The organism is Sivoneniella epilithica UHCC 1019, assembly GCF_040830845.1.
Taxonomy (GTDB): Bacteria; Cyanobacteriota; Cyanobacteriia; order Leptolyngbyales; family Leptolyngbyaceae; genus ULC077BIN1.
On sequence record NZ_JBFPDP010000032.1, the window covers coordinates 12,921 to 35,995 of the forward strand.

Annotated in this window: 18 protein-coding genes, 1 tRNA gene and 2 pseudogenes; 6 read left to right on the forward strand and 15 right to left on the reverse strand. The window is 47.7% G+C overall.

What is annotated here, in order from left to right; all coding sequences use genetic code 11:
- Positions 1-92: 92 nt before the first annotated feature.
- The 4 genes from AB3R30_RS17815 (at position 93) to AB3R30_RS17830 (ending at position 3,876) form a co-directional block, all read left to right on the forward strand.
- Positions 93-965, forward strand: a complete 873-nt coding sequence (locus AB3R30_RS17815; protein ID WP_458650555.1) for a diguanylate cyclase — start codon at positions 93-95, stop codon at positions 963-965.
- A gap of 112 nt (positions 966-1,077) precedes the next feature.
- The gene (locus AB3R30_RS17820) at positions 1,078-1,665 is read left to right on the forward strand and encodes a slr1658 family protein (RefSeq protein ID WP_458650556.1); all 588 of its coding nucleotides are present in this window, start codon (positions 1,078-1,080) and stop codon (positions 1,663-1,665) included.
- A gap of 51 nt (positions 1,666-1,716) precedes the next feature.
- Positions 1,717-2,058: a slr1659 superfamily regulator gene (locus AB3R30_RS17825; protein ID WP_458650557.1), complete on the forward strand. Its 342-nt coding sequence runs from the start codon at positions 1,717-1,719 to the stop codon at positions 2,056-2,058.
- A 6-nt stretch (positions 2,059-2,064) separates the two neighbouring features.
- On the forward strand, positions 2,065-3,876 hold the full coding sequence (locus AB3R30_RS17830; protein WP_458650558.1) for an adenylate/guanylate cyclase domain-containing protein: 1,812 nt from the start codon (positions 2,065-2,067) through the stop codon (positions 3,874-3,876).
- A gap of 63 nt (positions 3,877-3,939) precedes the next feature.
- On the opposite strand, the gene AB3R30_RS17835 is transcribed toward AB3R30_RS17830, so the two are convergent.
- From AB3R30_RS17835 to AB3R30_RS17860, 6 genes are all read right to left on the reverse strand, one after another.
- The gene (locus AB3R30_RS17835; RefSeq protein ID WP_458650559.1) at positions 3,940-6,783 is read right to left on the reverse strand and encodes a M16 family metallopeptidase; all 2,844 of its coding nucleotides are present in this window, start codon (positions 6,781-6,783) and stop codon (positions 3,940-3,942) included.
- Positions 6,784-6,933: 150 nt separating this feature from the next.
- A complete protein-coding gene (locus AB3R30_RS17840) occupies positions 6,934-7,704 on the reverse strand; it encodes an energy-coupling factor ABC transporter ATP-binding protein (RefSeq protein WP_458650560.1) in 771 nt (256 codons plus the stop codon).
- A gap of 21 nt (positions 7,705-7,725) precedes the next feature.
- Entirely contained in the window at positions 7,726-8,505 is a 780-nt protein-coding gene (gene cbiQ / locus AB3R30_RS17845; protein WP_458650561.1) for a cobalt ECF transporter T component CbiQ, read from the reverse strand.
- An 18-nt stretch (positions 8,506-8,523) separates the two neighbouring features.
- Positions 8,524-8,880: a PDGLE domain-containing protein gene (locus tag AB3R30_RS17850; RefSeq protein ID WP_458650562.1), complete on the reverse strand. Its 357-nt coding sequence runs from the start codon at positions 8,878-8,880 to the stop codon at positions 8,524-8,526.
- A 119-nt stretch (positions 8,881-8,999) separates the two neighbouring features.
- Entirely contained in the window at positions 9,000-9,740 is a 741-nt protein-coding gene (locus AB3R30_RS17855) for an energy-coupling factor ABC transporter permease (RefSeq protein WP_458650563.1), read from the reverse strand.
- 916 nt (positions 9,741-10,656) lie between these two features.
- Positions 10,657-11,001, reverse strand: coding sequence for a hypothetical protein (locus tag AB3R30_RS17860; protein ID WP_458650564.1), 345 nt, complete (start codon positions 10,999-11,001; stop codon positions 10,657-10,659).
- An 84-nt stretch (positions 11,002-11,085) separates the two neighbouring features.
- On the opposite strand from AB3R30_RS17860, the gene AB3R30_RS17865 reads away from it, so the two are divergent.
- The gene (locus AB3R30_RS17865) at positions 11,086-11,241 is read left to right on the forward strand and encodes a hypothetical protein (protein ID WP_458650565.1); all 156 of its coding nucleotides are present in this window, start codon (positions 11,086-11,088) and stop codon (positions 11,239-11,241) included.
- Positions 11,242-11,459: 218 nt separating this feature from the next.
- Here the strand turns inward: AB3R30_RS17865 and AB3R30_RS17870 are convergent, their stop codons facing one another.
- From AB3R30_RS17870 to AB3R30_RS17900, 7 genes and pseudogenes are all read right to left on the reverse strand, one after another.
- Positions 11,460-13,673 (reverse strand): NACHT domain-containing protein, encoded by a 2,214-nt coding sequence (locus AB3R30_RS17870; RefSeq protein ID WP_458650566.1) that lies wholly within the window; start codon positions 13,671-13,673, stop codon positions 11,460-11,462.
- A gap of 360 nt (positions 13,674-14,033) precedes the next feature.
- A tRNA-Arg gene (locus AB3R30_RS17875) sits at positions 14,034-14,107 on the reverse strand.
- 83 nt (positions 14,108-14,190) lie between these two features.
- Entirely contained in the window at positions 14,191-14,922 is a 732-nt protein-coding gene (locus AB3R30_RS17880; protein ID WP_458650567.1) for a Stp1/IreP family PP2C-type Ser/Thr phosphatase, read from the reverse strand.
- Between the two features lie 52 nt (positions 14,923-14,974).
- Positions 14,975-16,999, reverse strand: a complete 2,025-nt coding sequence (locus AB3R30_RS17885; RefSeq protein ID WP_458650568.1) for an ABC1 kinase family protein — start codon at positions 16,997-16,999, stop codon at positions 14,975-14,977.
- 57 nt (positions 17,000-17,056) lie between these two features.
- On the reverse strand, positions 17,057-17,383 hold the full coding sequence (locus AB3R30_RS17890; protein ID WP_458650569.1) for a DUF6825 family protein: 327 nt from the start codon (positions 17,381-17,383) through the stop codon (positions 17,057-17,059).
- A gap of 296 nt (positions 17,384-17,679) precedes the next feature.
- Positions 17,680-17,904 (reverse strand): annotated as a pseudogene (locus tag AB3R30_RS17895) (ISAzo13-like element transposase-related protein); the annotation flags it as partial.
- Between the two features lie 122 nt (positions 17,905-18,026).
- Positions 18,027-19,139 (reverse strand): annotated as a pseudogene (locus AB3R30_RS17900) (IS630 family transposase).
- A 133-nt stretch (positions 19,140-19,272) separates the two neighbouring features.
- On the opposite strand from AB3R30_RS17900, the gene AB3R30_RS17905 reads away from it, so the two are divergent.
- Positions 19,273-19,383: a tyrosine-type recombinase/integrase gene (locus tag AB3R30_RS17905; RefSeq protein WP_458650594.1), complete on the forward strand. Its 111-nt coding sequence runs from the start codon at positions 19,273-19,275 to the stop codon at positions 19,381-19,383.
- 38 nt (positions 19,384-19,421) lie between these two features.
- Here the strand turns inward: AB3R30_RS17905 and AB3R30_RS17910 are convergent, their stop codons facing one another.
- The gene (locus tag AB3R30_RS17910) at positions 19,422-21,617 is read right to left on the reverse strand and encodes a prolyl oligopeptidase family serine peptidase (RefSeq protein WP_458650570.1); all 2,196 of its coding nucleotides are present in this window, start codon (positions 21,615-21,617) and stop codon (positions 19,422-19,424) included.
- Between the two features lie 214 nt (positions 21,618-21,831).
- Entirely contained in the window at positions 21,832-22,941 is a 1,110-nt protein-coding gene (locus tag AB3R30_RS17915) for a hypothetical protein (RefSeq protein WP_458650571.1), read from the reverse strand.
- Positions 22,942-23,075: the final 134 nt, after the last annotated feature.

The following is a 23,075-nucleotide window of genomic DNA, read 5'->3' on the forward strand; positions in this document are numbered from 1 at the left end:
CTTTCCAACTCTAGGTTAGGCATTTTTGATTTTTTTCATATAAGTTAATGATAGTCACTCTGAACCTATACTACTCAACTGAGTTCGGCTGAATGTCTGATTCCTGTCAATCTTCAGAAAGTGAAATTTTGTATCTTATGGAGCAAATTCGACATCTCCGTGAAGAGGTTGAGCGATTGAAGCGCGAACGTGAAGATCTAATTATTGCTCTCTCCACCACAGCCGAGCATGGAGATTGTATTGAAGCCCAACTTCAAGAAGCAAATCAACAGCTTAAGGTGGAAGTTGAAGTGCGCCGCCGTACAGAAATGACGTTGCAAACATTAATGGAAGCCATTTCTAAGCGAAAAGCCGATTTAGAAATTGTCGTGCAAACCATCATGGAACACGGCGATATTATGGATACTCAATGGGCGCTGAAGCTATCGGAGATGAATAAAATTGCCAGCATGGATGGGCTAACTCAAATTCCGAATCGTCGTCGTTTTGATGAACATCTAGCGCATCAATGGAAGCAAATGACGCGGGAGCGATCGCCCATTTGCCTTATCCTGTTTGATATAGATCTCTTTAAGCAATACAACGATACCTATGGACACCTAGCCGGAGACGATTGCTTAAAACAAGTTGCTCAAGTGCTAAATGGCTGTGTGCATCGCCCTAGTGACCTAACTGCCCGCTATGGCGGCGAGGAATTTGCTGCTATCTTGCCGCAAACCAGTCTCGAAGGGGCAATGGAAGTCGCCCAACGAGTGCAAACTGAGATCGCAAACCTAAAAATTCTTCATGAAAAATCTTCCGTTAGCAATTACCTAACTTTGAGCATTGGAATTGCCAGCAGTATCCCCACTCCAGAGCAATCCTTTAGCAAGCTACTAGATGAAGCCGACCAATACCTTTATCTGGCAAAACAACAAGGGCGCGATCGCATCATCTTCAGTTCAAAAAAAGCCTTACGACAATGATTAGTTTCTTCTGATTAATTGGGGCACTCTATAGGTCAGCAATTTTCTGTTAAAACTTCCAGATTTGCCCTTCCGAAATACCCTACTCTGGTGCACTCGATCAAGGTTAGTCATGACTCAAACCAGTGTTGTTCAAACCTTTGGGAACTTCATTCAGGTTCCCTCCTCCCAAGAATATCTCACACTCAACTTTTCCCCTAATGCCGCCGCTCGCAAACGGCGTTGGGGCAACTATGGTCTATCTGCCGATTTTTTGGGAGATTACTTTGCCGCATTCTTTCCAGGAGACGAATTGCCAGACAGCAGGATCAATCAACGAGACACTGTAAAAGCTGCCGTTAGCTATATCGCAAATGAACTGCTAGAGAATGCCGTAAAGTACAATGATGATTCAACCGGGTTACCTGTCAGCATTTCACTCCATTTGTATGAGCGGCAAATTATTTTTCATGTGGGCAACTTTGCCAATTCAGCGATCGCACAGAAATATCAAACCTTTGTTGAGGTTTTGTTGGCTGCCGATTTAGATGAGTTTTACATGACCCAATTAGAAAAAACAGCCATGGGCGGCGGCGGCTCTAGTATGGGAATCTTAACCATGATGAATGATTACTCTGCTCACTTTGGTTGGCAATTTCAAACACTTGAATCACTGCCAAATGTAGTTAAAGTTGACGTAATGGTGTCTTTGGATGTTTAAACAATTATCAAATTTTACGAGTTATCTTAGACGAGATGGAGAGTGGAACCTGTGCACATAAAGACGGACGATTACACCATTCAATATGAGCCAGAAGTCGCTACCGTGTTTTTTCAGGGTTTGCTGCGGCTAGATGGGATGGAAGCCTATCAACCCATCATGGATATTTTGCTCAACGCAATTGAATCATCTCCCAGCTTTACGATCAATCTGTGCGAACTGGAATTTTTGAATAGTTCCGGAATCAGTATGCTGTCCATGTTTGTAGTAAAAGCGCGGGATAAAGGCACCGTAAGTTTAGTTTTTCAAGGATCAGAGAAAACGCTTTGGCAAACTAAATCACTGAAAAACTTGCAGCGACTTATGCCTAGCCTAAAACTTGAATTTGCATAGGATACGATGGCAGAAGCAAGCCCCGTCGAAAGCCAACAAAACATACCCTTGGCAGAGGTCGAATACCTCCGGCTTGAAGTGGCGCGGCTCCAGCGCACGAACTGCGACCTAGAAATTGCCGTGCAAACGATTACAGAACACGGTGACGCGGTAGAGGCTGAACTTCACCAGACCAATCAGCAGCTTCAAACAGAAATCGCTGAACGAAAACTCGCACAATCCACGCTGCAAAGCATTTTTGAGACGGTTTCTAGAGACAAAGCCGACTTGGAACTCATGTTAAAGGCAACGGCTGAACATGGCGATACAGTGGAGTATCAGCTTTACACCCATGCGGTGGAAACCATGCGCCAAAGTGAGGAACTGTTTCGGGCGATTTCAGAATCCACGTCGATTTTGATGATTCTGACCCAAACGTTAGATGGTGCAATTGTTTATGCTAACTCTATCTCTAGTCAGCGGTTTGGCATTGAGCCACACGCTTTAATGGGGCATCAGTTAAAAGAGTTTTTTGCTGATCCAAACGATGCTGCTACTCTTTGGACACTATTCGAGCAGCAGGGCAGCGTTCGCAATTATGAAATGAAGATTCGGACGATCGCAGAGGGCACAATTTGGGTTTCTGCTTCGGTGCATCCGATGGTATTGGCAGGGCAACAAACATTGCTAACGACGCTGTATGACATTAGCGATCGCAAGCAAGCCGAGGAAGCTCTACACCAGTCTCAAGCGCAACTTCAGCAGCAGGCACAAGAATTAGAACAGCGGGTGGAACAACGCACCGCCGAACTGACTACCGCAAAAGAAAAATACCGCAAAATTTTTGAAGATGCCGCAGAAGGGATTTTTCAAACGACTGTGGCTGGGCAATATCTCAATGTCAATCCTGCCTTAGCCGAAATGTATGGCTACGACTCGCCAGCCGATTTGGTTGCTAGCATTACCGACATTGGCGAACAGGTGTATGTGCAGCCCCGCCGCCGAGAAGAAATAATTGCCTTTGTGCGCCAGCTTGAATCGGTGACTGCGTTTGAGTCTCAGGTGTATCGCAAAGATGGCAGCATTATTTGGATTTCTGAAAATATGCACAGCGTTCGAGATCCTGCTGGAACCCTGCTTCACTATGAGGGTAGTGTCCGGGACATCACCGATCGCAAGTCTACGGAGGAAGAACTGCGCCGACAGCGATTAAACTCCGAACGGTTATTGCTCAACGTGTTGCCTCAAGCCATTGCCGAACGCCTCAAACGAGGACAAAAAATCATTGCGGATAGTTTTACAGAAGCCACTGTATTATTCGCCGACTTGGTGGGCTTTACTGAACTCTCGACTAGCATTTCACCCACTGAATTAGTTGCGTTACTCAATAGCGTTTTTTCTAAGTTTGATCATTTAGTCGATCATCACCAGCTAGAGAAAATTAAAACGATTGGCGATGCGTATATGGTGGTTGCGGGGTTGCCCGTTCCCAGAGCCGATCATGTGAGGGCGATCGCGGATATTGCGATCGATATGCAGCATGAAATCACCAAAATTAAGGTTCACAACAATCGTCCTCTGAGCCTGCGGATTGGGATTCATACGGGTCCTGTTGTGGCGGGAGTGATTGGGATTCGGCGGTTTACTTATGATCTTTGGGGCGATACCGTCAACGTTGCTAGCCGGATGGAATCACAAGGTGAACCGGAACGAATTCAAGTTACAGAAGCCGTTTACAACCGTTTAAAGAATGGATATGACTTTACACAACGGGGCGCGATCGCGGTTAAAGGCAAAGGCGACATGATGACTTATTGGCTATTGGGCAAGAAGAGCTAGTCACTAGGTTTTAGGGATCAGAAGACGAATATCAGCCGACCCAAACGTCTAAAACCTAAAACCTTACTTTCGCGAAGTGGCGGCAGTGGGTCCAGCCGTCACAATCACCAAGCGATCGGGATGTAGAACCTCCTGAATTAAAGCGTTGACCTGAGTAGGTGTGATGGCATTAATGGTATCGGTGTAGGTGCGAATTGCGCTGAGTGGCAATCCATAGACCGCATTGAAAAGAATAGTGGATGCTAGGGTTGGAGGGGAAGCCAACTCTACTGGATAGATACTGGTGAGCGATCGCTTGGCGTTGGCAACCTCAGCCTCGGTGACTCCTTCTTTGCGGATTTGTTGGAGCAGACTCACGGTGCTAGCGATCGCCCGCTCTGCATCTTCCGGCGCAGTTTGCATGGAAATCAAAAACGGTCCGGGGGTTTGCCCTGCTTGAAAAACGCTGTAGATGCCATAGGTCAAACCTTGGCGATCGCGAATCTCTGTCCCTAGCCGACTAGAAAGCGTATCGCCGCCCAAAATTTGGTTGAATACCAAAGCGGTGTAGTAGCGGGGATCTTTGCGAGCGATCGCGTTGTAGCCTAAATAAGTAACAGACTGAGTTTTTCCGGGCAAAGTAGGCGTTAGACGCACCGTTTTGTCGGGCAGAGGCACCGCCGGAAACGTGAGTTGAGCAGTGTTTCCGGTCGTCTCCCAACTGCCCAGTTCCCGTGCTAGCAGTGTGCGAACCGCAACAGCATCAAAGTCACCCACCAGCGTTAGCACGGTAGCATCGGGGCGATAATACTGCTGATAAAAGCGCACTATGTCGTCGCGGGTAATCGCTTGCAAACTGGCTGCGGTCGGAAAAGTGTGGAATGGATGAGTGGCGGGATAGATTGCTTGCTGAAACGTGCGGAGTGCTAGGCGAGCGGGGGTATCTAGTTCTAGATTGAGTCCGGTGAGGGCACGTTGACGACTCAGTTCCAGTTCGTTTTTAGGGAAGCTGGCATTTTTCAGCACATCTGCTGTCACCTGAACCAAAGTTGGCAAATCGGCAGAGAGAGCTTCGCCACTGATGGAAACGCCTTCTCGACTGGCACCAAAGCCTAAACTGGCACCGCGATTTTCTAAGGTTTTGGCGATCGCTAAGGCATCTTTTGTTTGAGTGCCATTCATCAAGTTATTAGCCGTCAAGGTTGCCAATCCAGCGGTAGCAGGCTGATCGCGAACAGTGCCAGCGCCAATATGTCCACTGAGAGTTACGGTTGGCGTACTGCGATCGCGCACCAGCAGCACCTGCACTCCATTTTTTAAGGTCAACTTTTCGGGCAGTGCTTGATCTTGCGGCTGAGTAGTGGTTCGGTTGAGCGGCAGATACTTCGCCACTTCAGCCGGATCGACAGGCGCACCAGGGCTAAATTTCTCAGTGGTTTGGGAAAGATTGCCAGGGCTAGCTCCGGGTTTGCCGTCGGCAGTGGTCGGTTCAAAAAATCCGACGGTGCGGTTGGTGGGTGCCAAATAGGTTTTAGCAACTCGCTGGACATCCGCAGGAGTAACGGTAGCGATCGCGGCAAGGAGTTGATCGGTAAATCGATAGTCGCCCGTGGAAATTTGATTATCACCCAGCAAAATCGCTTGGCTGGCAATATCTCGATTTCGCAGGACTAGAGATGCTTTCAACTGCGCCTTTGCCCGCGTCAGTTCCTCTTGAGTCACGCCTTTATCTCGCAGATCGGCAAGCACTTGTTCCAACGCGCGATCGATCGCCTGCAACTCTTTTCCTGGAGCCGCCGTAGCCGACAATTCATACCAGCCGCCTGAAATCATATTAGCCGCTCCGCCGCCTGCATCGCTTGCCAAACCGGTTTCGACTAATGCTTGATAAATCCGGGAACTACGCCCCCCGGTGAGAATGTAATCCATTACCTGAATTGCCGCCACATCGGGATGCTTCGTATCTGGCAGAGGATAGACAACGTTTAACAGTGCCGCGCTGCCGGGTTCCTTCAAAATAATCGGTGGTGCAGCAGCCTGTAACGCAGCTTTGCCAGCCTTAGCAAACAGTGGATCTTTGGGCAGAGGGGCGATCGCTTTCGGAATCTTGCCAAAACTCTCTCGCACCTTTTGCAGCAAAGCATCGGTTTGAAAGTCGCCTACCACCACTAATGTGGCATTATCAGGACGATAAAAAGTGTTGTAATAGTAGCGCACCTGATCAACCGTAAATTTTTCTACGTCGGCTTTGGTGCCACCCACGGGTAAACCATAGGGACTGTCGGGAAACGCCGATCGCATCACAGCCCGACCCAACCGATAGCTCGGATTATTTTCATAGCCTTGCAGTTCCGAAATCACAACTCGCTTTTCGCTAGCAAGCTCTTTTTCACCAATGATGGAGTTTCTCATGCGATCGGCTTCCAGAACGAGCAGCGCCTCCAACTTGTCGCGTTCAACGGTGCCAAAATAAGCCGTCATGTCATAGCTCGTGAAGGCATTCGATTCACTACCCAACGCGCTAAAAAATCGCCCAAACTGAATCGGGCGCGACTGAGTGCCCTTAAACATCAAGTGTTCTAGCTGGTGAGCAATGCCATTCACACCCGGCAATTCGTCTCGCGACCCAATCCGATACCACACCTGCACCGAGACTACTGGCGACGTGTGAACTTCCTTTGTCAGCACCGTTAAGCCATTGTCTAAAACCGTTTTGCGAACGCCAGCCGTTAGTGACAGGTCAGCATTTGCCGTGTTTGTCGCAGGTTGAGTCGAGCCAGCTTGCGAGAGGGCAGGGGATTGAGCGATCTCAGACGGCTGATCTGGGGCAACCGTAGGAACAATTTGGGACGATGCAGCCGATCCAGCGAAGAGGGCGATCGCAAAACATCCGATAAACAATAGGCTGAGGAAGCGGTGACGGCGCATGGGAGTTGATAGAGTTCGGGTGAAAGGACGGTGTGGATTGCGGAGTACAGAGTGTGGAGTACGAGAGTAACCCCATTCAGTTCAACATTGACGGACTGCTAAGGCAGTAAGGTTAAACTCAAAATTAAAAACTCAAAACTCAAAACTTCCCTACGCCGCTGGCGCGTGATCCAACAAACAATAGGGGCGGCTGTAGCTGAGCGGCATTTCTAGAGCGTATGCTTCTAAAAGATCGGCATTGCTCATGATTTGTTCCGTTTGCCCATCGTAAACAATTTGTCCATGATTTAGCACAATTGTCCGATCGCACAGTTCTAGCGCCAAATCTAAATCATGGGTGGCAATCAGTTGAGTCAAGGGCAGACTGTCAAGCAGGTGAATTAACTGACGACGCGATCGCGGATCGAGTTGGGCAGACGGTTCATCCAAGATCAAAATTTGTGGCTGCATTGCTAATACGCCGGCGATCGCCACTCGTTTCTTTTCCCCGCCGGATAAGTTGTTTGCACTACGTGCGCTGTATTTGTCAGGATCTAGTCCGACTGACTGCATGGCACCGACGGCACGATCTACCAAGCATCCACCGCGCAAACCCTGATTCATCGGACCAAAGGTGATATCTTCCCAGACCGTGGGCATGAAGAGTTGATCATCTGGGTTTTGAAACACTAAGCCGACAAAATTACGAATTTTTGTGAGAGTTTGCGGCGCGATCGGCAGTTCGCCGACTACGACTGTTCCTTGTTGCGGAATAATCAGCCCATTAAAATGCTGAAGCAGGGTTGATTTGCCAGAACCATTGGCTCCCACCAAAGCCACGCGCTCGGTGGCATGAATCGATAAGTCGATCTGATGCAGCGCTTCTGTGCCATCGGGGTAGGCATAGCTGAGGTTTTCAATGGTGATCGGATTGTGATGCATGATTTAGAAGTATCGCGATCGCTAGCGACCTTGGATATAGAACAGTTGCCCCACGATCGTGAGTGCTGCAACCCCCGTGATTGCAACCCCATCTCGCCAACCGCCTTTGGGGATCTCGGCTTGCGGAAACAGCCCCGTATAGCCCCGCGCTAACATTGCCTGATGCACCCGCTCGCCGCGATCGTAAGTGCGAATAAACAATGCCCCAACCATATTGCCGATTACCAAACGCTGAGTTTTACGGCTGTTCATTAAATTTCGCGACAACGCCGCCCGTCGCATGGATTGGAACTCGTCGGTTAGCACGGCAATATACCGATACATCGATGCCATAATTGCCACAAGCAACGGTGGAACGCGCAAAGTCGCGATCGCGTGCAATAACGCTGGAATGGGGGTAGTCAAAATCAAAATGTTTACCATTGTTAAGGAAAGTAACATTTTGAATGCCACACTGCCAAGGGTAGTCAGCCCAATCGTAGTGATTTGCAGCCAGCCCCATTGCCAAACGATCTCGCCGTTGCGCTGAAATAGCGTTCCTAACAGCACGACCCCGATAAAGATAAACTCCACTCCGACTCGCTTGGCTAAGGCGCTCAAAGTCACTTGGCTAAACAGTGCCAACGTGATCATCCCAAGTCCATAAATTCCCCAAGTTTTCCACTGCCCATTTGGGGTGAGAGCGATCGCAAACACCATCAGCACGGTACACAACACCCGCGTAGATGGAATTAAATCATGCCAAGGCGATCGCCGTTCACTATCCCCATCTAACCGAAATGCCCCAATATGCAGCAGCATGGATTGTTCTCTTGCCGCCTATTCTGGAGAGATGACATCATCATCTGGTGGAACGGCAGAGTTACGCACCACAACTTTGCCAATGCCCCAGGCTAAGCCAAACGCGGCTAGGGTGCCAATGATTCCGGCTAAGGACGTTGCTACTGCGTCAGGCACACCCCGAAGTGCATATTCTTCAAATACTTGATAAAACGGGAGTTGTTTCGCCGGAGTTTCTTCTACCGCTTTCGTATCAAACTGATGATCTTGGGCGACCCGATCTAGCCCATCTGGGTTTTGACTAGCAAATGGCGATAGAAAAGTTGCGATCGCTAGTGCAATGCCCAGCCCAATTAACGCAAACGTCACAGTTTTATTGCGAGATGAATCAGACACGATATCAATCCTCTTTCAATTTATAGCTTGACTTTTTGATAACTCAAAACTCAAAACTCAAAACTCAAAACTCAAAACTCAAAACTCAAAACTCAAAACTCAAAACTCAATTCCACTTTTTAGCGCGATGCCATTGGACGACTGGCGATCGCATTTTTGGGTGCTTTATAAATCAAGTCAGGGCGAGTCCGGTAAATAAACCCAAGAGCAACCACCGTAATCAGTGCTTCACCGATCCCAATCAGCATATGCCAGAACACCATGGCAGGCAGTGCCACATTCAACGGCACCGTTCCAGACAACGCCAAGGCAAAAGCACAGACTACAGATGCCACTACCACACTTGCCCAAGCCGCAATAGCAGCACCCGTTCCAATCCCGCGCCAACTGTTCCAGCCTAGCGCTTTACGAATCGCTGCATACAGATAGTAGCCACCAAACGTACCAATTAATCCCATTAGAAAGATATTAAACCCCAGTGCCGTGATGCCGCCATCCTGAAATAAAAAGGCTTGCACAATAAACACGACTGCCATCACCAAAGAGCCAGCCCAAGGACCGAGCAATGCGCCAGCCAAGGTGCCGCCCAGCAAATGCCCAGAGGTGCCTCCTGGAATGGGGAAGTTGATCATTTGTGCCGCAAAAATAAACGCTGCACACACCCCCATTAGTGGAACCGTGCGCTCTTGATATTCGGCTTGAGCGCGCTTTAGGCATATCGCAATTAGCGCGATCGCCACCACCCAGCCTATCAACGTGATCGGCAGACTCAAAAAACCATCGGGAACATGTAGCGCCAAAGGCAATATCATACTTCCCGCAAGAAAAGAACTCATACCCGTTAGCAACAATTCAGTCATACCTAATCCTTAATAAACCTCAAGCCAGCGATCCAGATTTATGCCATGTAGGAGTTACATAACCGACATCCACAAATGATTCAATCCTCTAGAGGGGGATCTCTGCCAAATTTAAGTTCAATTTAAGAAGATTTCTCAGAAAAAATCGCTATTGGGAACAAAATATGGATTGTATAGAAAAACAAAACAACGAGCAAGCAGTTCTGCTTAAAGGACTGCAATAAAGAGTTATCTTTTGAAAAACGGCTCAAACAATTGCAACATACTTCCCAGATTGTAGACCGTCACTGTACTTACCCAAAATTCACGTCTTGCCATAGCAACAGGGACGAAAGCTATTAAAGGATGCGAAAACGACATGAGAACCATGTTTATAGTTGTAGCAGTTGGCAAAATGGTATCAAAAGCTACCATTTTAATATTTTTTTAAAGTAATTGTAATGGATGGAATAAACATACCCTTCCATTCCTAGGGTAGGTTCTGCAAAATTAATACCGTTGTTTAACGTTGCATTTTCAAGCTGTAGTTTGTTATTTCAAGTATTAAGGCTTTTCAGGATGATTAACCATGTAAGGCTGACTAGACAGAATTCAGTCTCAACACCCCCTTCGTCTATTGCCCAAGTTTCTGTAGCAGAGCGATCGCAATTTCCTCTCTTTATGCAAACGACCGCTGCACTCTTCGGATTTTTACTACTGATTTCTTGCTTCTCTTGGGTTTTTCCACCCACGATTAATTCGCAAACCCCCACTCCCCCAACATCGGCGCTTTCCCATCGTACCCATTGAAGGACTTAAAGGGCTTTAAATCTTAGTTCAACAAAATCCCTAACTCAAATGAGTTGGGGATTTTGCTTTGAAAGGTCAATAACTTGTTTTGCTAAGCTTAGAAAAAGGTCAGCGATCGCTCCACAAATTAAACAGTGGCTTCTGCACCAATCTCAACACGTGAGCCACGGAGACTCAACCAATCGGCATTTTCGCGCAGGATATGCAAGATGCTGGCACGGATCACCATTTCCATCCGCAGACGCTCCTGCAAAGGGGAAGAGGATCGAACTTTGAGTTTGCCAACTAATTCGTCTGCTTCTTCGACAACATAGTGATTCGGAACATTACTGAGAATGTGAGCAATCAACTGTTGATGCAATTTAGGCATCGCAAAAGCGGTTTGATAAGGATGTTCAGGATATTCATCCAAAACATTTTCGATTTCTTGAATGACGACTGGCAGGGTTAGATTGATTAATCCGTGCGACATTTTGACCTCTAATTTAAAATCATGGATGACAAAAAACCGCCTCTTGCAGCGATCGCCTTTGACTTATAAAATGGGCATCTCTTCATGGCAATGATCACAGCGCCAGTAAAGCCCATCCAAACGCATGTGGCGCAGCAAAACCCTAGAACAGCAGGGGCAAGTGTGCCGAGTGTTCATGGAATGATCGCTCACCGTTGTAGAGATAAACGGTTGACTGCGATCGAGTTTGAGATGTCTTGACACGGGTATTGAATAATTCAATAAAGTAGCCATATTGAAACCTGAGCTAATCTGTGGCGATGGTAAACACTTTTTAAGAAACTTTCGCGGCTAGCTCTAATGTGTGTGTCCTACCAAGCATAACGATCAGACGTTTGAAATCGGGTTTGACCACTGTTTGATTTGTATACCCGGCGGAAAAAGTTGCATTTCTTTACAGAAATGCAACTTTTTCCGCGTTATTGCCATTCCCTGGCTTCAATCTCCCTTTGGGATAGTAGTAAACTAGCTTCAATATCCTGCCGAACCGCTGCCGTCACTTCACTGTTGCTATGCAAACAATCGAGCAGCAGTTGATTGGCAGCGTAGTAGCGGTGCAGCACTTGCTGTTGTTCTGGGCTAAACTGCCAGTGCTGGTGAATCTGCCGATAGTTATTTATCTCACTCGTGAGATGGTTTGCCCAAGCGGTGTGGTGTTGCTGCCACCATGCCTGAAACCGTGCCTGGTTTTGATCAATATCTGGGAATTCATTTTGGAGTTGTTGCAGCGATTTGTGCAAGCCCGCATCCAGCACGATGCCTAAAATATTGCTGAGGGCGTTGCCACAGAGATGAGCGTGAGCAAAGTCTGGACTTTGGGCGATCGCGCAGGATTGCAACACATCATCCAAAGCGATATCCAAAAACATTCCTTGGTCGAGCGTACAGGCAAGCGCAAAATCGGATGCTATGTAGGGCGTTCGAGCCAGTGCTAAGTAAAAAGCTCGCGCCGTGGCATCTTTTGTTTCGGTAGGGAGCGTCTGCGATTTTTGACTTGCCCATTGCAAAAACTCCTGTAGATAAGGATCTTGAACAACCAAGGCATCAATCTGCTGCTTCATCAACTGCACTAATGAATCCGCGCTCCGCAGCATCGTAGCCGTTAACAAAAACACTTCCCGCCAGTGGGGATCGGTGATGTGGCTGACCAACCCGCCCAATGCCTGCTCTAGTGCTTGGAGGTTGTGGCTAGCAACGATGTTCCGTGCCGTGAAATATTCTTGAAACGCCAGATAGGAAAAAGAGAAAATACCCCGCGCCCGTTCGACGATTAATCCATGTTGCGATTCGATCGCCCTCAGCACCGCTCCACTTTCGACTTGCAGTTCCTCAGCATCGGTGGGCGCATTGGGCAGATGCCGAATATAGTCCTCAATATATTGCTCAAGTGTCCGTTGCTCAAAAAAGTATTGTCCCTGCTCAAAGGTAGCCGCCGCAATCTGACTCAGCAATTTCAGCTTTTGGGGCAGGCGAAACCCCTGGTAAACCTCATCGCGCTCCACCCCTCTCGCCTCATCCCATTTGCCTAGCAGTAAATCTAACCCTTCTTTATAAAAATCTGTTCGCTTTGTTGGAAATCTGCCTTCCCCCTGAAACACCCAGCACGCCATATGCAAAAACAGAGGAGTCACCACCAGTTGGCGAAACTGCCAGTTTTCCGGCAAGTCCAGCTTTTTAATAAACTGACCAGACTGCACTACCCCTGCCGGAGCAGTCGTTTTAGTAAACGCCACAAACCATTTTTGGGCAAAGGCAACAATTTGAGCCTGAGTAAATGGGGCAACCTCCACGTCGGCAAACCCGCGTAAACTAAGCCTCCGAGCAGCGGTGCGGCAGGTCGCTACAAACCGATTCTTATGATATTTGTCTGAAAAACGGCGAATTTCTTTAAGAACTACAACGCTCTCGTCATGCAGCACTTCATCAATGCCATCCAGTAACAGCAGCACCCGACCCGCTAGAAGCAATGTCTCGATTACAGATGGATCAGCAATGCCATTGGTGAAAAACTCTTGGCGCAGGTAGTTTAACAAGCTAAATTCGCCGCTAACTCTCGATTCTTCAACAAAATGCCTCAGCGTGATGAAGATTGCGACTCGCTCTGACTCCCACTCTCCTTGATTGCACTGGACGGCGAGATACTGCAAGAACGTGGTTTTGCCCGATCCCGGTTTGCCTAGCACCCGAACCTTAGAGTAGTTTTCTACGGCGGTTACCCCTAGCACTTGGGCTTGATCAACCTCACCTAAGCCCACGCGATCAAAGTCTTCTGGTTCAATATTTTGTAGATTGGCAATCTCTAACTGCTGTTGACTCGCAATGGTTTCCAAAATATTGACATCAATATAAATATCATCCAGGCTAACGGGATGGCTGATGTCTAATAGTTGTAGGATGCCGCACTGGTCTTGAACTTTGTCTTGGCGTTGCGATCGCACTTCTTGCACTAGGGCATCCAGATCGGGCAATGGAGCGCGACCCAATCCTCCTAATTCAGGAAATTCTGCGGGAGGATCAACCACGATCTCACGCCAATCCAATTCCAGCACTGAACAAATTTCTAGAAAAACCTGACGCTCAACGGGCTGTCCAGTAAAAAACCGCCAGATAGGTTGGCGTGTTTTTAAGCTCACCTCTCCCGCTAAGTTTTCCTGAGTCCATCCCTTGAGGGCAAATGCTCGTTTTGCCTGTTGAATTCCAGTAAGTGATACCTGAAGCGATCGCTTAGCGATGAGGCAATCCTCCTAGCCTAAAATTTAATAAATCAAACATTCTTATATATACGAGACTTTAAAGCTTTTTTTAGATTGATGACTCTCTCTTTAGTGCAAGTTATACACAATCTGGAAAACACACTTGATATTTACTCAAATATTTGCCTAAATTTAGCGAAATCAAACGCTGTCTAATTGGGTGCTGGACAGGACGAGGTTGATCAGGACAGCATAAAAGTCTCTGAAAAGCATACTTTTCAGAGACTTTTAACTTTTTTACGGGATTGGCGAGACTCGAACTCACTACCTGTCGCTTAGGAGGCGACCGCTCTATCCTGATGAGCTACAACCCCAACTCTGAACCCAATTTGATCATAACAGCGGCTTAGAAACGCTAGGGTTACTCAGTAATTATGTTGATGATAACGGCACTCATTTATCCTGATCCATCAATACTCAACACAATCACCGTAATATTATCGCGTCCACCATGCTCTTTCGCTGCATTAATCAGTGCAGCAGCAGCTTTCTCGCAAACCCGAATGGATTTTAACTGCGAGGCAATCACTTGATCCGATAATTCTTCCGTGAGTCCATCACTACACAGCAACAGGCGATCGCTGGGTTGGATCTGCACTGGCTGAATATCGATTTGGCGCAAATCTTCTCGCCCTAAGCACTGAGCTAACACATGCCGCCAGGGATGAACTCTGCCTTGATCGGGCGAGATTTCACCCATGCGGATAGCAAGTGCAACCCAAGTGTGGTCTTCCGTAATCTGATCGAGTTTGGCACCGCGTAGCCGATAGAGCCGCGAATCGCCAATGTGGGCACATAAAGGCTGTTCATCACGAAAGAGCAAGACGACCACGGTGGTGCCCATGTCTCCTCGCTCTGGGTGCTGCTGCTGGTCATTGATGATTGCTTGGTTTGCCTCTAGCAGCGCTTGTTCCAGAATAGTCTTTGAGGATTCAGCCGTGTGCCAGTAGTTTTCTAAATAAGTCTGAATAGTTTGGGTAGCAAGATGGCTGGCTTCTTCACCGCCTGCATGTCCTCCCATACCGTCTGCCACAATAAAAAAGCGACCTTCAGGATCGATGTAATAATCGTCCTGGTTGACTCTGCGGACAATGCCGACATCTGTTAAGCCGGTAGACAGACGCTTCATAGGGGGGTTGCTAGAGGGTCAACAGGTATTAAAAGAGCACCTATTAAAAAGATCATGGCATACGATCGCTGCGATCAATCCGAATCATCAAGCGGATCAGAGTGAACCCTGCAAACGCAGCGGCGGCGGCAGCAGCAAGTGCAAGCCAGCCCTGACCACTGACTAATAGAATCGTAGCCGACAATGTAAAGGTGCACACCAATAGTGTATAGTTCGTGCCCATATTTACACCACTCAATCGGCGTAAAATGCGCTCTGTTTCCAGCGATCGCGTCCGAACTCGAATATCTCCGCGCTCCAGTTTCTCTAAAGTATCTTCAATGCGTCGGGGCAATCCTAAAGCAGTATTGCTAATTTGGGAAGCTTGACGGCTCAATTCTCCTAAAATATTGTTTGCATCAGTGGTAGGATTTCCATCTGCCATAATCTTCAGTGCAAAAGGCTTTGCAACCTCCATAAAGTTAAATTGTGGATCTAATCCCTTGCCAACTCCTTCCAGGGTTGAAAAGGCACGCATGACAAAGGTGAACGTTGCTGGAAAGCGAAACGGCTGACCGTAGGCGATTTCATAAAGATCATCGCTAATGGCTCCCACGGATTGCGTCTCAAAGGGCTTATCCATGAAATTATCGAGCATAAACTGAATGGAACGGCGCACTGGCCCCATGTCACTGGTGGGAGTTAAAGCACCGAGATCAATCAGAGAAGCCATGACGCGATCGCCATCTTTTTGAGCCACCCCAAAGAAAGTATCCAACAACTTTTCACGGGTGACAAGTTTCACCTGACCCATCATGCCAAAGTCATAAAAAATCAGCGCCCCATCCGGGTTCACTGCCAGGTTGCCGGGATGAGGATCGGCATGGAAAAAGCCGTCGTTCAAAAGCTGAATTAGGTAAGCTTTTGCACCGAGTTGAGCTAATCGACTGCGATCGAGTCCAGCAGCGTCCAAAGCTTCATAATGACTAATCTTGATACCTGGCAAATATTCCAGCGTTAACACACGCGGAGAGGCATATCGCCAATAGACACGCGGCACCATCACCCAATCTTCATCCCGAAAGTTGCGGCGGAAAGTGTCGGCGTTGCGCCCTTCGTTGAGGTAATCAATTTCTTCATACAAGATCTTGCAGCATTCATCGTAAATGCCGATCCAGTCGCGCCCTGGACCCCACTTTGGGTGCTTTTGAAAATATCGAGCGATCCCCTTGAGAATGGCAAGGTCAATTTGAAATAGCTTGACTAAACCCGGACGCTGCACCTTCACCACTACATCTTCACCCGAATGCAGGGTGGCTCGATGCACTTGTCCTAAACTTGCCGCTGCCAGTGGGATTGGATCAAAGCTGAGATAAAGCTCTTGCAGAGATTTGCCTAAGTCTTGCTCGATTAGAGATTTTGCTTGCTCAAAACTAAAAGCAGGTACTCGGTCTTGCAATTTGGATAGTTCTTCAACGTATTCCGTGGGGAACAAGTCGGCACGAGTGGAAAAAAGCTGACCCACTTTAATGAAAGTCGGACCTAGATCGAGCAAGGTGTCGCGCATCCAAACGGCTTGCGATCGCCGACGCTGCTCCCGTTTAGCCTCCGTCATGCCACCAGGATAGCTCCAAGGCTTACCATACAGCCATTGAGAATACAACAGCGTCAGCACAAAGCCCCAAATATCGACAAAGCGCCGCTGCCGAGAATAGTTGGTTCGATTCCAGCGATAGGCTTTGTCACCATAGGATTTTTCTTTCACGCGATTCTTTAGGGCAGGCGATCGCTCAAAAGCGGTCACTATCTTCTGAGATAAGCGTTCCTGGCTCAGATATTCGTCTGAATCAGACAGGGGCACCGTAAGATTATTGTTCTCACGACCATTAGCCCCTTCGACAAGCGCAGAGGCGGTGTCCACTAAACCCGCAGCCGCTAAACTCACAGATGATTGAGAATCTTTCCCATTTTTAGGGTATTGCCCATTCTGATCGTTGACAGGGAATAAAGAGTCCGAGTGAGCAAGAGACTTATCGCTTTCAGGATGTGGCTCCGTTGGCTGCTTAGACAGGTTGGAGTCGTGAGGAAAAACAGACACTCGATTCTTATCCCTAGGCTAATATCTTTGATGCTATCAAAGGATGCGCAAACGTGGTTATGAAGTACGGCTGCGATATTGCTTCAGTTCGGAGCGCAATCGAGCGACTTCTGCCCGCAACTCGTCAATCACTGTTTGCAAGTCATCGGATTGGAAAGGAGATGCAGCAGCGGAATGGCTCGATCGCCCCTGGGTTGCAGCGGCTTCTTCTTGGGCTGCCCGCTCGATCACGCGATCGCTCAAAGTGCGTAAATTCTCTCGGAGTTCTGCATCCAGCTTACCTAACTCACTTAATGCATCGGTAAAGGCAAGTTCTGCGTGATCATATAAGGTGTCTGCTAGCGCTCTGCCAACAAAAAAGGCATGAACAATGGGATTACTCATCAGAAAATTCCTATACGCTCCGACTGAATTATAGCGTGGTTACAAGAATGAGAGGGGTCGAGAACCCTAAAAGCTTAAAGCAAGCGCATGAAAAAGATGCTGTAGAGTAGAGTTCAAGTACTGTTAAAGGAAATCCTGAATGAGCCAGACCAAGGACATTTCTCTCTTTGCCCAACAGCATTTGGTACTATTCTAGACCTGTGAATCAAGAGTTGGTAGTGCCATTATGTAAAGGATGGAGGAAGATCTGTTTCATCAGCTAGATGCTGCAACTCTAACTTCCAAAGCCTGACTCAATACCCATTGCTGCCGCCGCAGTCAGCAGTAATCAGGAACCGATGAGCGTCAAGACAAAGGGGTGAACCCATCTCGTCCCACCAGCATCAAATCGATTCGAGCGCAAATTGAGCCGTGTCATGGTCAATGCCAACGCTCACCCAATCTTGATTAAGATAGAGGTCATATACTCCATAGGGCAACGCTTTGTCTCGCTTTTCATCAACAAAATCGTAGATACTGAGTGCGCTAAATATTCATCACCGCCAATTTTCGGATCAAAAGTAAAGTGATATTCGTGCCATTCACCTGGCATGAAGTAATATGCTCTTGTTGGTAACTCGCGAGACGATAAGCTAATGTGCATTTAAGTTGCAATATGCATATTCCCCTTATTCTTTATCTTACGATTCCACTTGATAATCAACTCGCCTTGATTGAGCAGTCTTTCTAGCAATTCTTTCAATTCATCTACTGACTTGAACAGTCGATGCGCAATATATTCTTTACAAGAATGCCAAACAAGCTCAATAATATTCAGGTCAGGACTATAGGCAGGTAAGAACTCTAAAATAATGTTGGGAAGTTCCTGAGCAATCTTCTCTCGAATATCAAGACGTTTGTGATAACTGGCATTATCTAGCATGATGACAATCTTGGTTCCCTTTGCTTGAAAGTCTTCAGGTCTATTGCCTTGAGAGACCCATTCATTCTGAATCAGTTGATTGAACTGTTGTAGTTGCTCATAAAAGATATCGCCCTCTCCCTTTTTAACAAAGAAACAGATTCGTTTGCGGTCTGATTCTCGAATGCCTCCCATGACATTTACTCGCCCTTTACGGCGCTGACCTTTAATCTTTGTACGGTGCCCTTTCTGACTCCAGTTTTTCCGTCGAATCACTCGCAAACTAAATCCACTCTCGTCCCAAAACCATACCTGAATTTGATTTGGCTTTTCCTTAGCATTGGCTAAGTACTTGAATAATCTCTCTTTGAACTCAATTCTTTTTACTGGATTCTGTTTATCCTCTAAGCTATATTTTGCCCAAATATAACTATACTTTTTTCGCTTTAGAATCCTCCTCACCTGAGAACCACTGAGCTCAATTCCAGTTTTCTTTGTTAAATAGGGTGCTAAACGGTCTCCACTCCATCGTCCAAATTCATACCCTAGCTCTGCTGGCTCTTGGTCAATTGTTTCTAATAATAATCTGATATATTCAGCAGTCGCTTTGCGATGACTCTCTTGGTTTCGTTAATTTTGCAAACTCTCCAATTTGTCAGGGTCACCAGGCATACACCAATAGGCAACTGTTCGAGGTGAACATCCTATAAAATCGGCAATTCCTCGTTGAGTTTTACCATTGTTTTGAAGTAAAAGAATTAAAATTCGTTCTCGAATATGAGGTAGTTCACTCTGTCGAAGAGCTTTTTGCAATTTATCTACTTGATCTGAACTTAGAAAACTCTTTGCTGGCATGGCACGGGTGGTCTAATTATTCTTATTATTCAATTATGCAATTTAAATGCTGATCAGCTTATTAACTAAATCAGAACAACGGCTGTAATTTGTCAACAGCTTTGCAACTCATCTTTTACAAGCAGGATAGGACATTCGGACGGTGCAAGAACTGCTTGGGCATAAAGATGTGCAAACAACGATGATTTATACCCATGTGTTAAGCCGAGATGGACGTGGTGTGAGAAGTCTATTAGATGAGTAAAGTCGCAGAATAAAGTAGGCACTGCTTTACCAGCCAGATTAAGGTAGAATTCGATCGCCGATCGCCATATCCAACGTCTTCACCAAAAAAGCCCAGCGATCGCTGGCTTCCTCAATAATTTTTGTGGTGGGTTTTCCCGCTCCATGTCCGGCTTTAGTTTCAATCCGAATCAGCACAGGCACCGTCCCTTTATGGGCAAATTGTAGGGCAGCAGCAAACTTGAAGCTATGAGCAGGCACCACGCGATCGTCGTGGTCGGCAGTGGTGATCAACGTGGCGGGATAGACAGTACCCGGTTTGAGAGTGTGCAGTGGCGAGTAAGCATAGAGAGTTTTGAACTCTTTTGGATTGTCTGGAGAGCCATATTCCGAAATCCACGCCCAGCCAATGGTGAACTTGTGGAAGCGCAGCATATCCATCACGCCCACCGCCGGTAACGCCGCCCCAAATAGCTCTGGGCGCTGAGTCATGCAGGCACCCACCAGCAACCCGCCATTACTGCCACCCGCGATCGCCAACTTGGGCGAACTCGTATATTTATTCGTAATCAGCCACTCTGCTGCTGCAATAAAATCATCAAACACCGTTTGCTTTTTCAGTTTCATGCCTGCCTGGTGCCAGTCTTCGCCATACTCACCGCCACCGCGCAAACTGGGCACCGCATACACGCCCCCCATCTCCATCCAGGTCAGCAGGCTGACGGAGAAACTCGGAGTAAGCGAGACACCAAACCCGCCATAGCCATACAAATAGGTGGGATTGGTGCTATCCAGTTTCAGTCCTTTTTTATGGACGATAAACATGGGCACCGAGGTGCCATCCTTACTGGGATAGAACACCTGGCGGGTTTCATAGTCTTGTGGTTTGAAATCGACTCTGGGCTGGCGAAAGATTATGCTTTCACCCGTGATCGTGTTGTAGCGATAGATGGTGGGTGGGGTAGTAAAGCTAGTAAAGCTATAAAAGGTTTCGGTATCGTAGCGTTTACCGCCAAATCCACCCGCAGAGCCAATTCCTGGCAGTTCTACTTCTCGCACTAGCTGACCCTGCAAATCATAGAGCCGGATTTGGCTACGGGCATCTTTTAGGTAGGACGCGACAAATTGATTGTTTAATAACCCCACACCTTTCAGGGTTTCCGCCGATTCGGGAATGATTTCCTGCCACTGTTCTTTGGTAGGATTCGCCAGATCGATCGCAATCACTCGACCGCGAGGCGCGTCTAAATCGGTGCGGAACCAGAACGTGCTACCGTCATTATCCACCAGGGAATATTCAGCTTCAAAGGTGTTGATTAGTTCGACTACAGGCGCATTTGGAGCCGTAAGATCTTTGTAAAACACTAAATTGCGCGGATCGGTTCCTAGCCAGACGGAAATCAGCAAATAGCGTCCGTCTTCAGTTACGCTGCCGCTAAAGCCCCATTCTTTGTGATCGGGGCGATCATAAATCAGCACATCGTCTGACTGGGATGTGCCCAGACGATGGTAGTACAACTTTTGGAAATAATTAACATCTTCCAGTTGGGTTTTGCTGTTAGGTTCGTCGTAGCGGGAATAGAAAAAGCCCGTGTGGTCATGGCTCCACGATGCCCCCGAAAATTTGACCCAGTTGATTTCGTCGGGCAGATCTTTTCCAGTTTCCACGTCGCGGACTTTCCAGGTTTGCCAGTCGGAGCCAGAGGTAGACAAGCCATAAGCAAGCAGTTTGCCGTTTTCACTGACGGATAATCCCCCTAGCGCCACGGTGCCATCGGCAGAAAGGGTATTGGGATCAAGCAGTAGCCTGGGCGCGTCGGTCAACGTTTTGAGGGTATAAAGGACGCTTTGGTTTTGTAAACCGTCGTTTTTAAAGTAAAAGTAGCGTTGGGTCGCGTTGTTTTGCGACTGATCGCCCTGCTTGAAAGGAATACTGTATTTTTCGTAGTTCCATAATTTTGTTAGACGATCGCGCAGGCGATCGCGTGCCGGAATCTCTGCCAAAAAGCCCATCGTCAGCTTATTTTGCGCCTCAATCCAAGCTCGGCTTTCAGGGGAATCGGGATTTTCTAACCAGCGATACGGATCGGCTACGGAGGTGCCGTGATAATCATCAACCTGGTTCACCTGGGCGCTGGTAGGATATACAAATGGCTGTGCGATCGTCATAGCGTGTGACATAGGAGAATATTTTCCACTATGCCAGATGAACGCCAGCAACATCGCGAGACCCATCAGAATAATTCGGTTTTTCATTCGGGGCAGGGTTCAGGGTTCAGGATTCGGAGTTTGGGGTTCAGGTGAAAAAATTGGCGTTGCTGAATCTAGATATGAAATTCGTAGGGGCAATCCCTTGTGGTTGCCCTTATCCCAGCAAGGGTAGGCACAAGGCGCTACCCCTACCAATGAAAATCATGTCTGCATTCAGCAACTCTAAAAAAATTAGGGGCAAAAAGCTGGTGAATTGATTCTAATTTATATCAATTAAAGCGGGATTGAAGTGAGCCACGATCGCGCTGGCGGCAATGATCATCGTTAACATGCCTAGCGTAACCCACAGTAGCGGCACCCCAGAATAGGGATGGATTTGTAGCTTACCCGACGGTAAAAAGGTGACATCGAACTGTGCCAAGGGCGGAGTAACGCCATTTTCCGGGTGCAACACTTCGGGAATGACTAATTTAGGTAGTGGGGTTTGTTGCACTTGGTCAATGGCAGCCTGGCTGATGGGTTTGTAGGCTGCGATCGCTCCAGTTTCCGTCACAGCGACCCAATAGTGAAGGGACTCTTGATTGAGATGCTCACTCGTCCAAGCATCACTCAAATGCTGGTGCAGCCGTTTTCCTAAACGATTGGCTTGGTTGTAGTCTAGGTTTGGAGCCATTGTGAGTGAGGTCAAAGGTTTATTGCAGGGTCGTCGCTGCAACGTACATAGCGCGATCGCCTGGGTAATCCCCAAAATGCCTGCCCCTAAAACATTGCCATCCAATGGAAAGTTGACGTTCAGCAGCACCAACCCGGCACTAAAAGCAGTGAATAACGCCGAAACAACTACCGCGATCGAGGGCACTCCAACCCACCAACGGCTTGAGTCGGTATATTGCCGTAGCAAAAGCCACTGCGCTAATCCTAACCAGAGTGAGCAGATAGTTGCTAACACCGTGCGAATCCCCCCCGTGAGCATCACCATCGTCTGGGGAAGTATTTTTCCGGTAAGGGCAGCTACTTCTGGCAGAGTCATCGCATATCCAAGCCAGCCCCACCATGCTTCTAAGGTAGTTGTGAGTAAGACATATCCAGTTGCACCTGCCAAAATCCACAGCCAATCGGGGAGATATCGCCTTAGCACGAGCCATTGAGTTGCACTAACGACAGTGCCCGAAACAAAACCAGTAACTAGCGCCGACAGTAAGCCTTTCCCTTCCAAGTAGGTGACCACTGTTGGATCTTGCACTGATCGCAGAATCAACCCAATCAGAAACCAGCCAACCCCCGTTGCTAGGACAAATAATCCCGTAAATTGAATTCGCTCAAATGGGGGAATGAGATAACGAGATTGAGTTTGGGAAATAGAAGTCATAGCAAGAGGCAAAATGGCGGACGATCGCATAAGGCTAGCAGATGAATAGCAACAGCGGCATTGAAGACAAAATGTACACTATTTGAAAGCGCAATTATGACCGCGATCGCGGCTAAATGAGTCGTTATCAGCTT

Bases quoted from the DNA above. Each gene is read 5' to 3' on its own strand.
- AB3R30_RS17830 (WP_458650558.1), top strand. From the start codon at position 2,065: ATGGCAGAAGCAAGCCCCGTCGAAAGCCAACAAAACATACCCTTGGCA.
- AB3R30_RS17860 (WP_458650564.1), bottom strand. From the start codon at position 11,001: ATGTCGCACGGATTAATCAATCTAACCCTGCCAGTCGTCATTCAAGAA.
- AB3R30_RS17815 (WP_458650555.1), top strand. From the start codon at position 93: ATGTCTGATTCCTGTCAATCTTCAGAAAGTGAAATTTTGTATCTTATG.
- AB3R30_RS17835 (WP_458650559.1), bottom strand. From the start codon at position 6,783: ATGCGCCGTCACCGCTTCCTCAGCCTATTGTTTATCGGATGTTTTGCG.
- cbiQ (WP_458650561.1), bottom strand. From the start codon at position 8,505: ATGCTGCTGCATATTGGGGCATTTCGGTTAGATGGGGATAGTGAACGG.
- AB3R30_RS17855 (WP_458650563.1), bottom strand. From the start codon at position 9,740: ATGACTGAATTGTTGCTAACGGGTATGAGTTCTTTTCTTGCGGGAAGT.
- AB3R30_RS17915 (WP_458650571.1), bottom strand. From the start codon at position 22,941: ATGACTTCTATTTCCCAAACTCAATCTCGTTATCTCATTCCCCCATTT.
- AB3R30_RS17865 (WP_458650565.1), top strand. From the start codon at position 11,086: ATGGCAATGATCACAGCGCCAGTAAAGCCCATCCAAACGCATGTGGCG.
- AB3R30_RS17890 (WP_458650569.1), bottom strand. From the start codon at position 17,383: ATGAGTAATCCCATTGTTCATGCCTTTTTTGTTGGCAGAGCGCTAGCA.
- AB3R30_RS17910 (WP_458650570.1), bottom strand. From the start codon at position 21,617: ATGAAAAACCGAATTATTCTGATGGGTCTCGCGATGTTGCTGGCGTTC.
- AB3R30_RS17840 (WP_458650560.1), bottom strand. From the start codon at position 7,704: ATGCATCACAATCCGATCACCATTGAAAACCTCAGCTATGCCTACCCC.
- AB3R30_RS17820 (WP_458650556.1), top strand. From the start codon at position 1,078: ATGACTCAAACCAGTGTTGTTCAAACCTTTGGGAACTTCATTCAGGTT.
- AB3R30_RS17880 (WP_458650567.1), bottom strand. From the start codon at position 14,922: ATGAAGCGTCTGTCTACCGGCTTAACAGATGTCGGCATTGTCCGCAGA.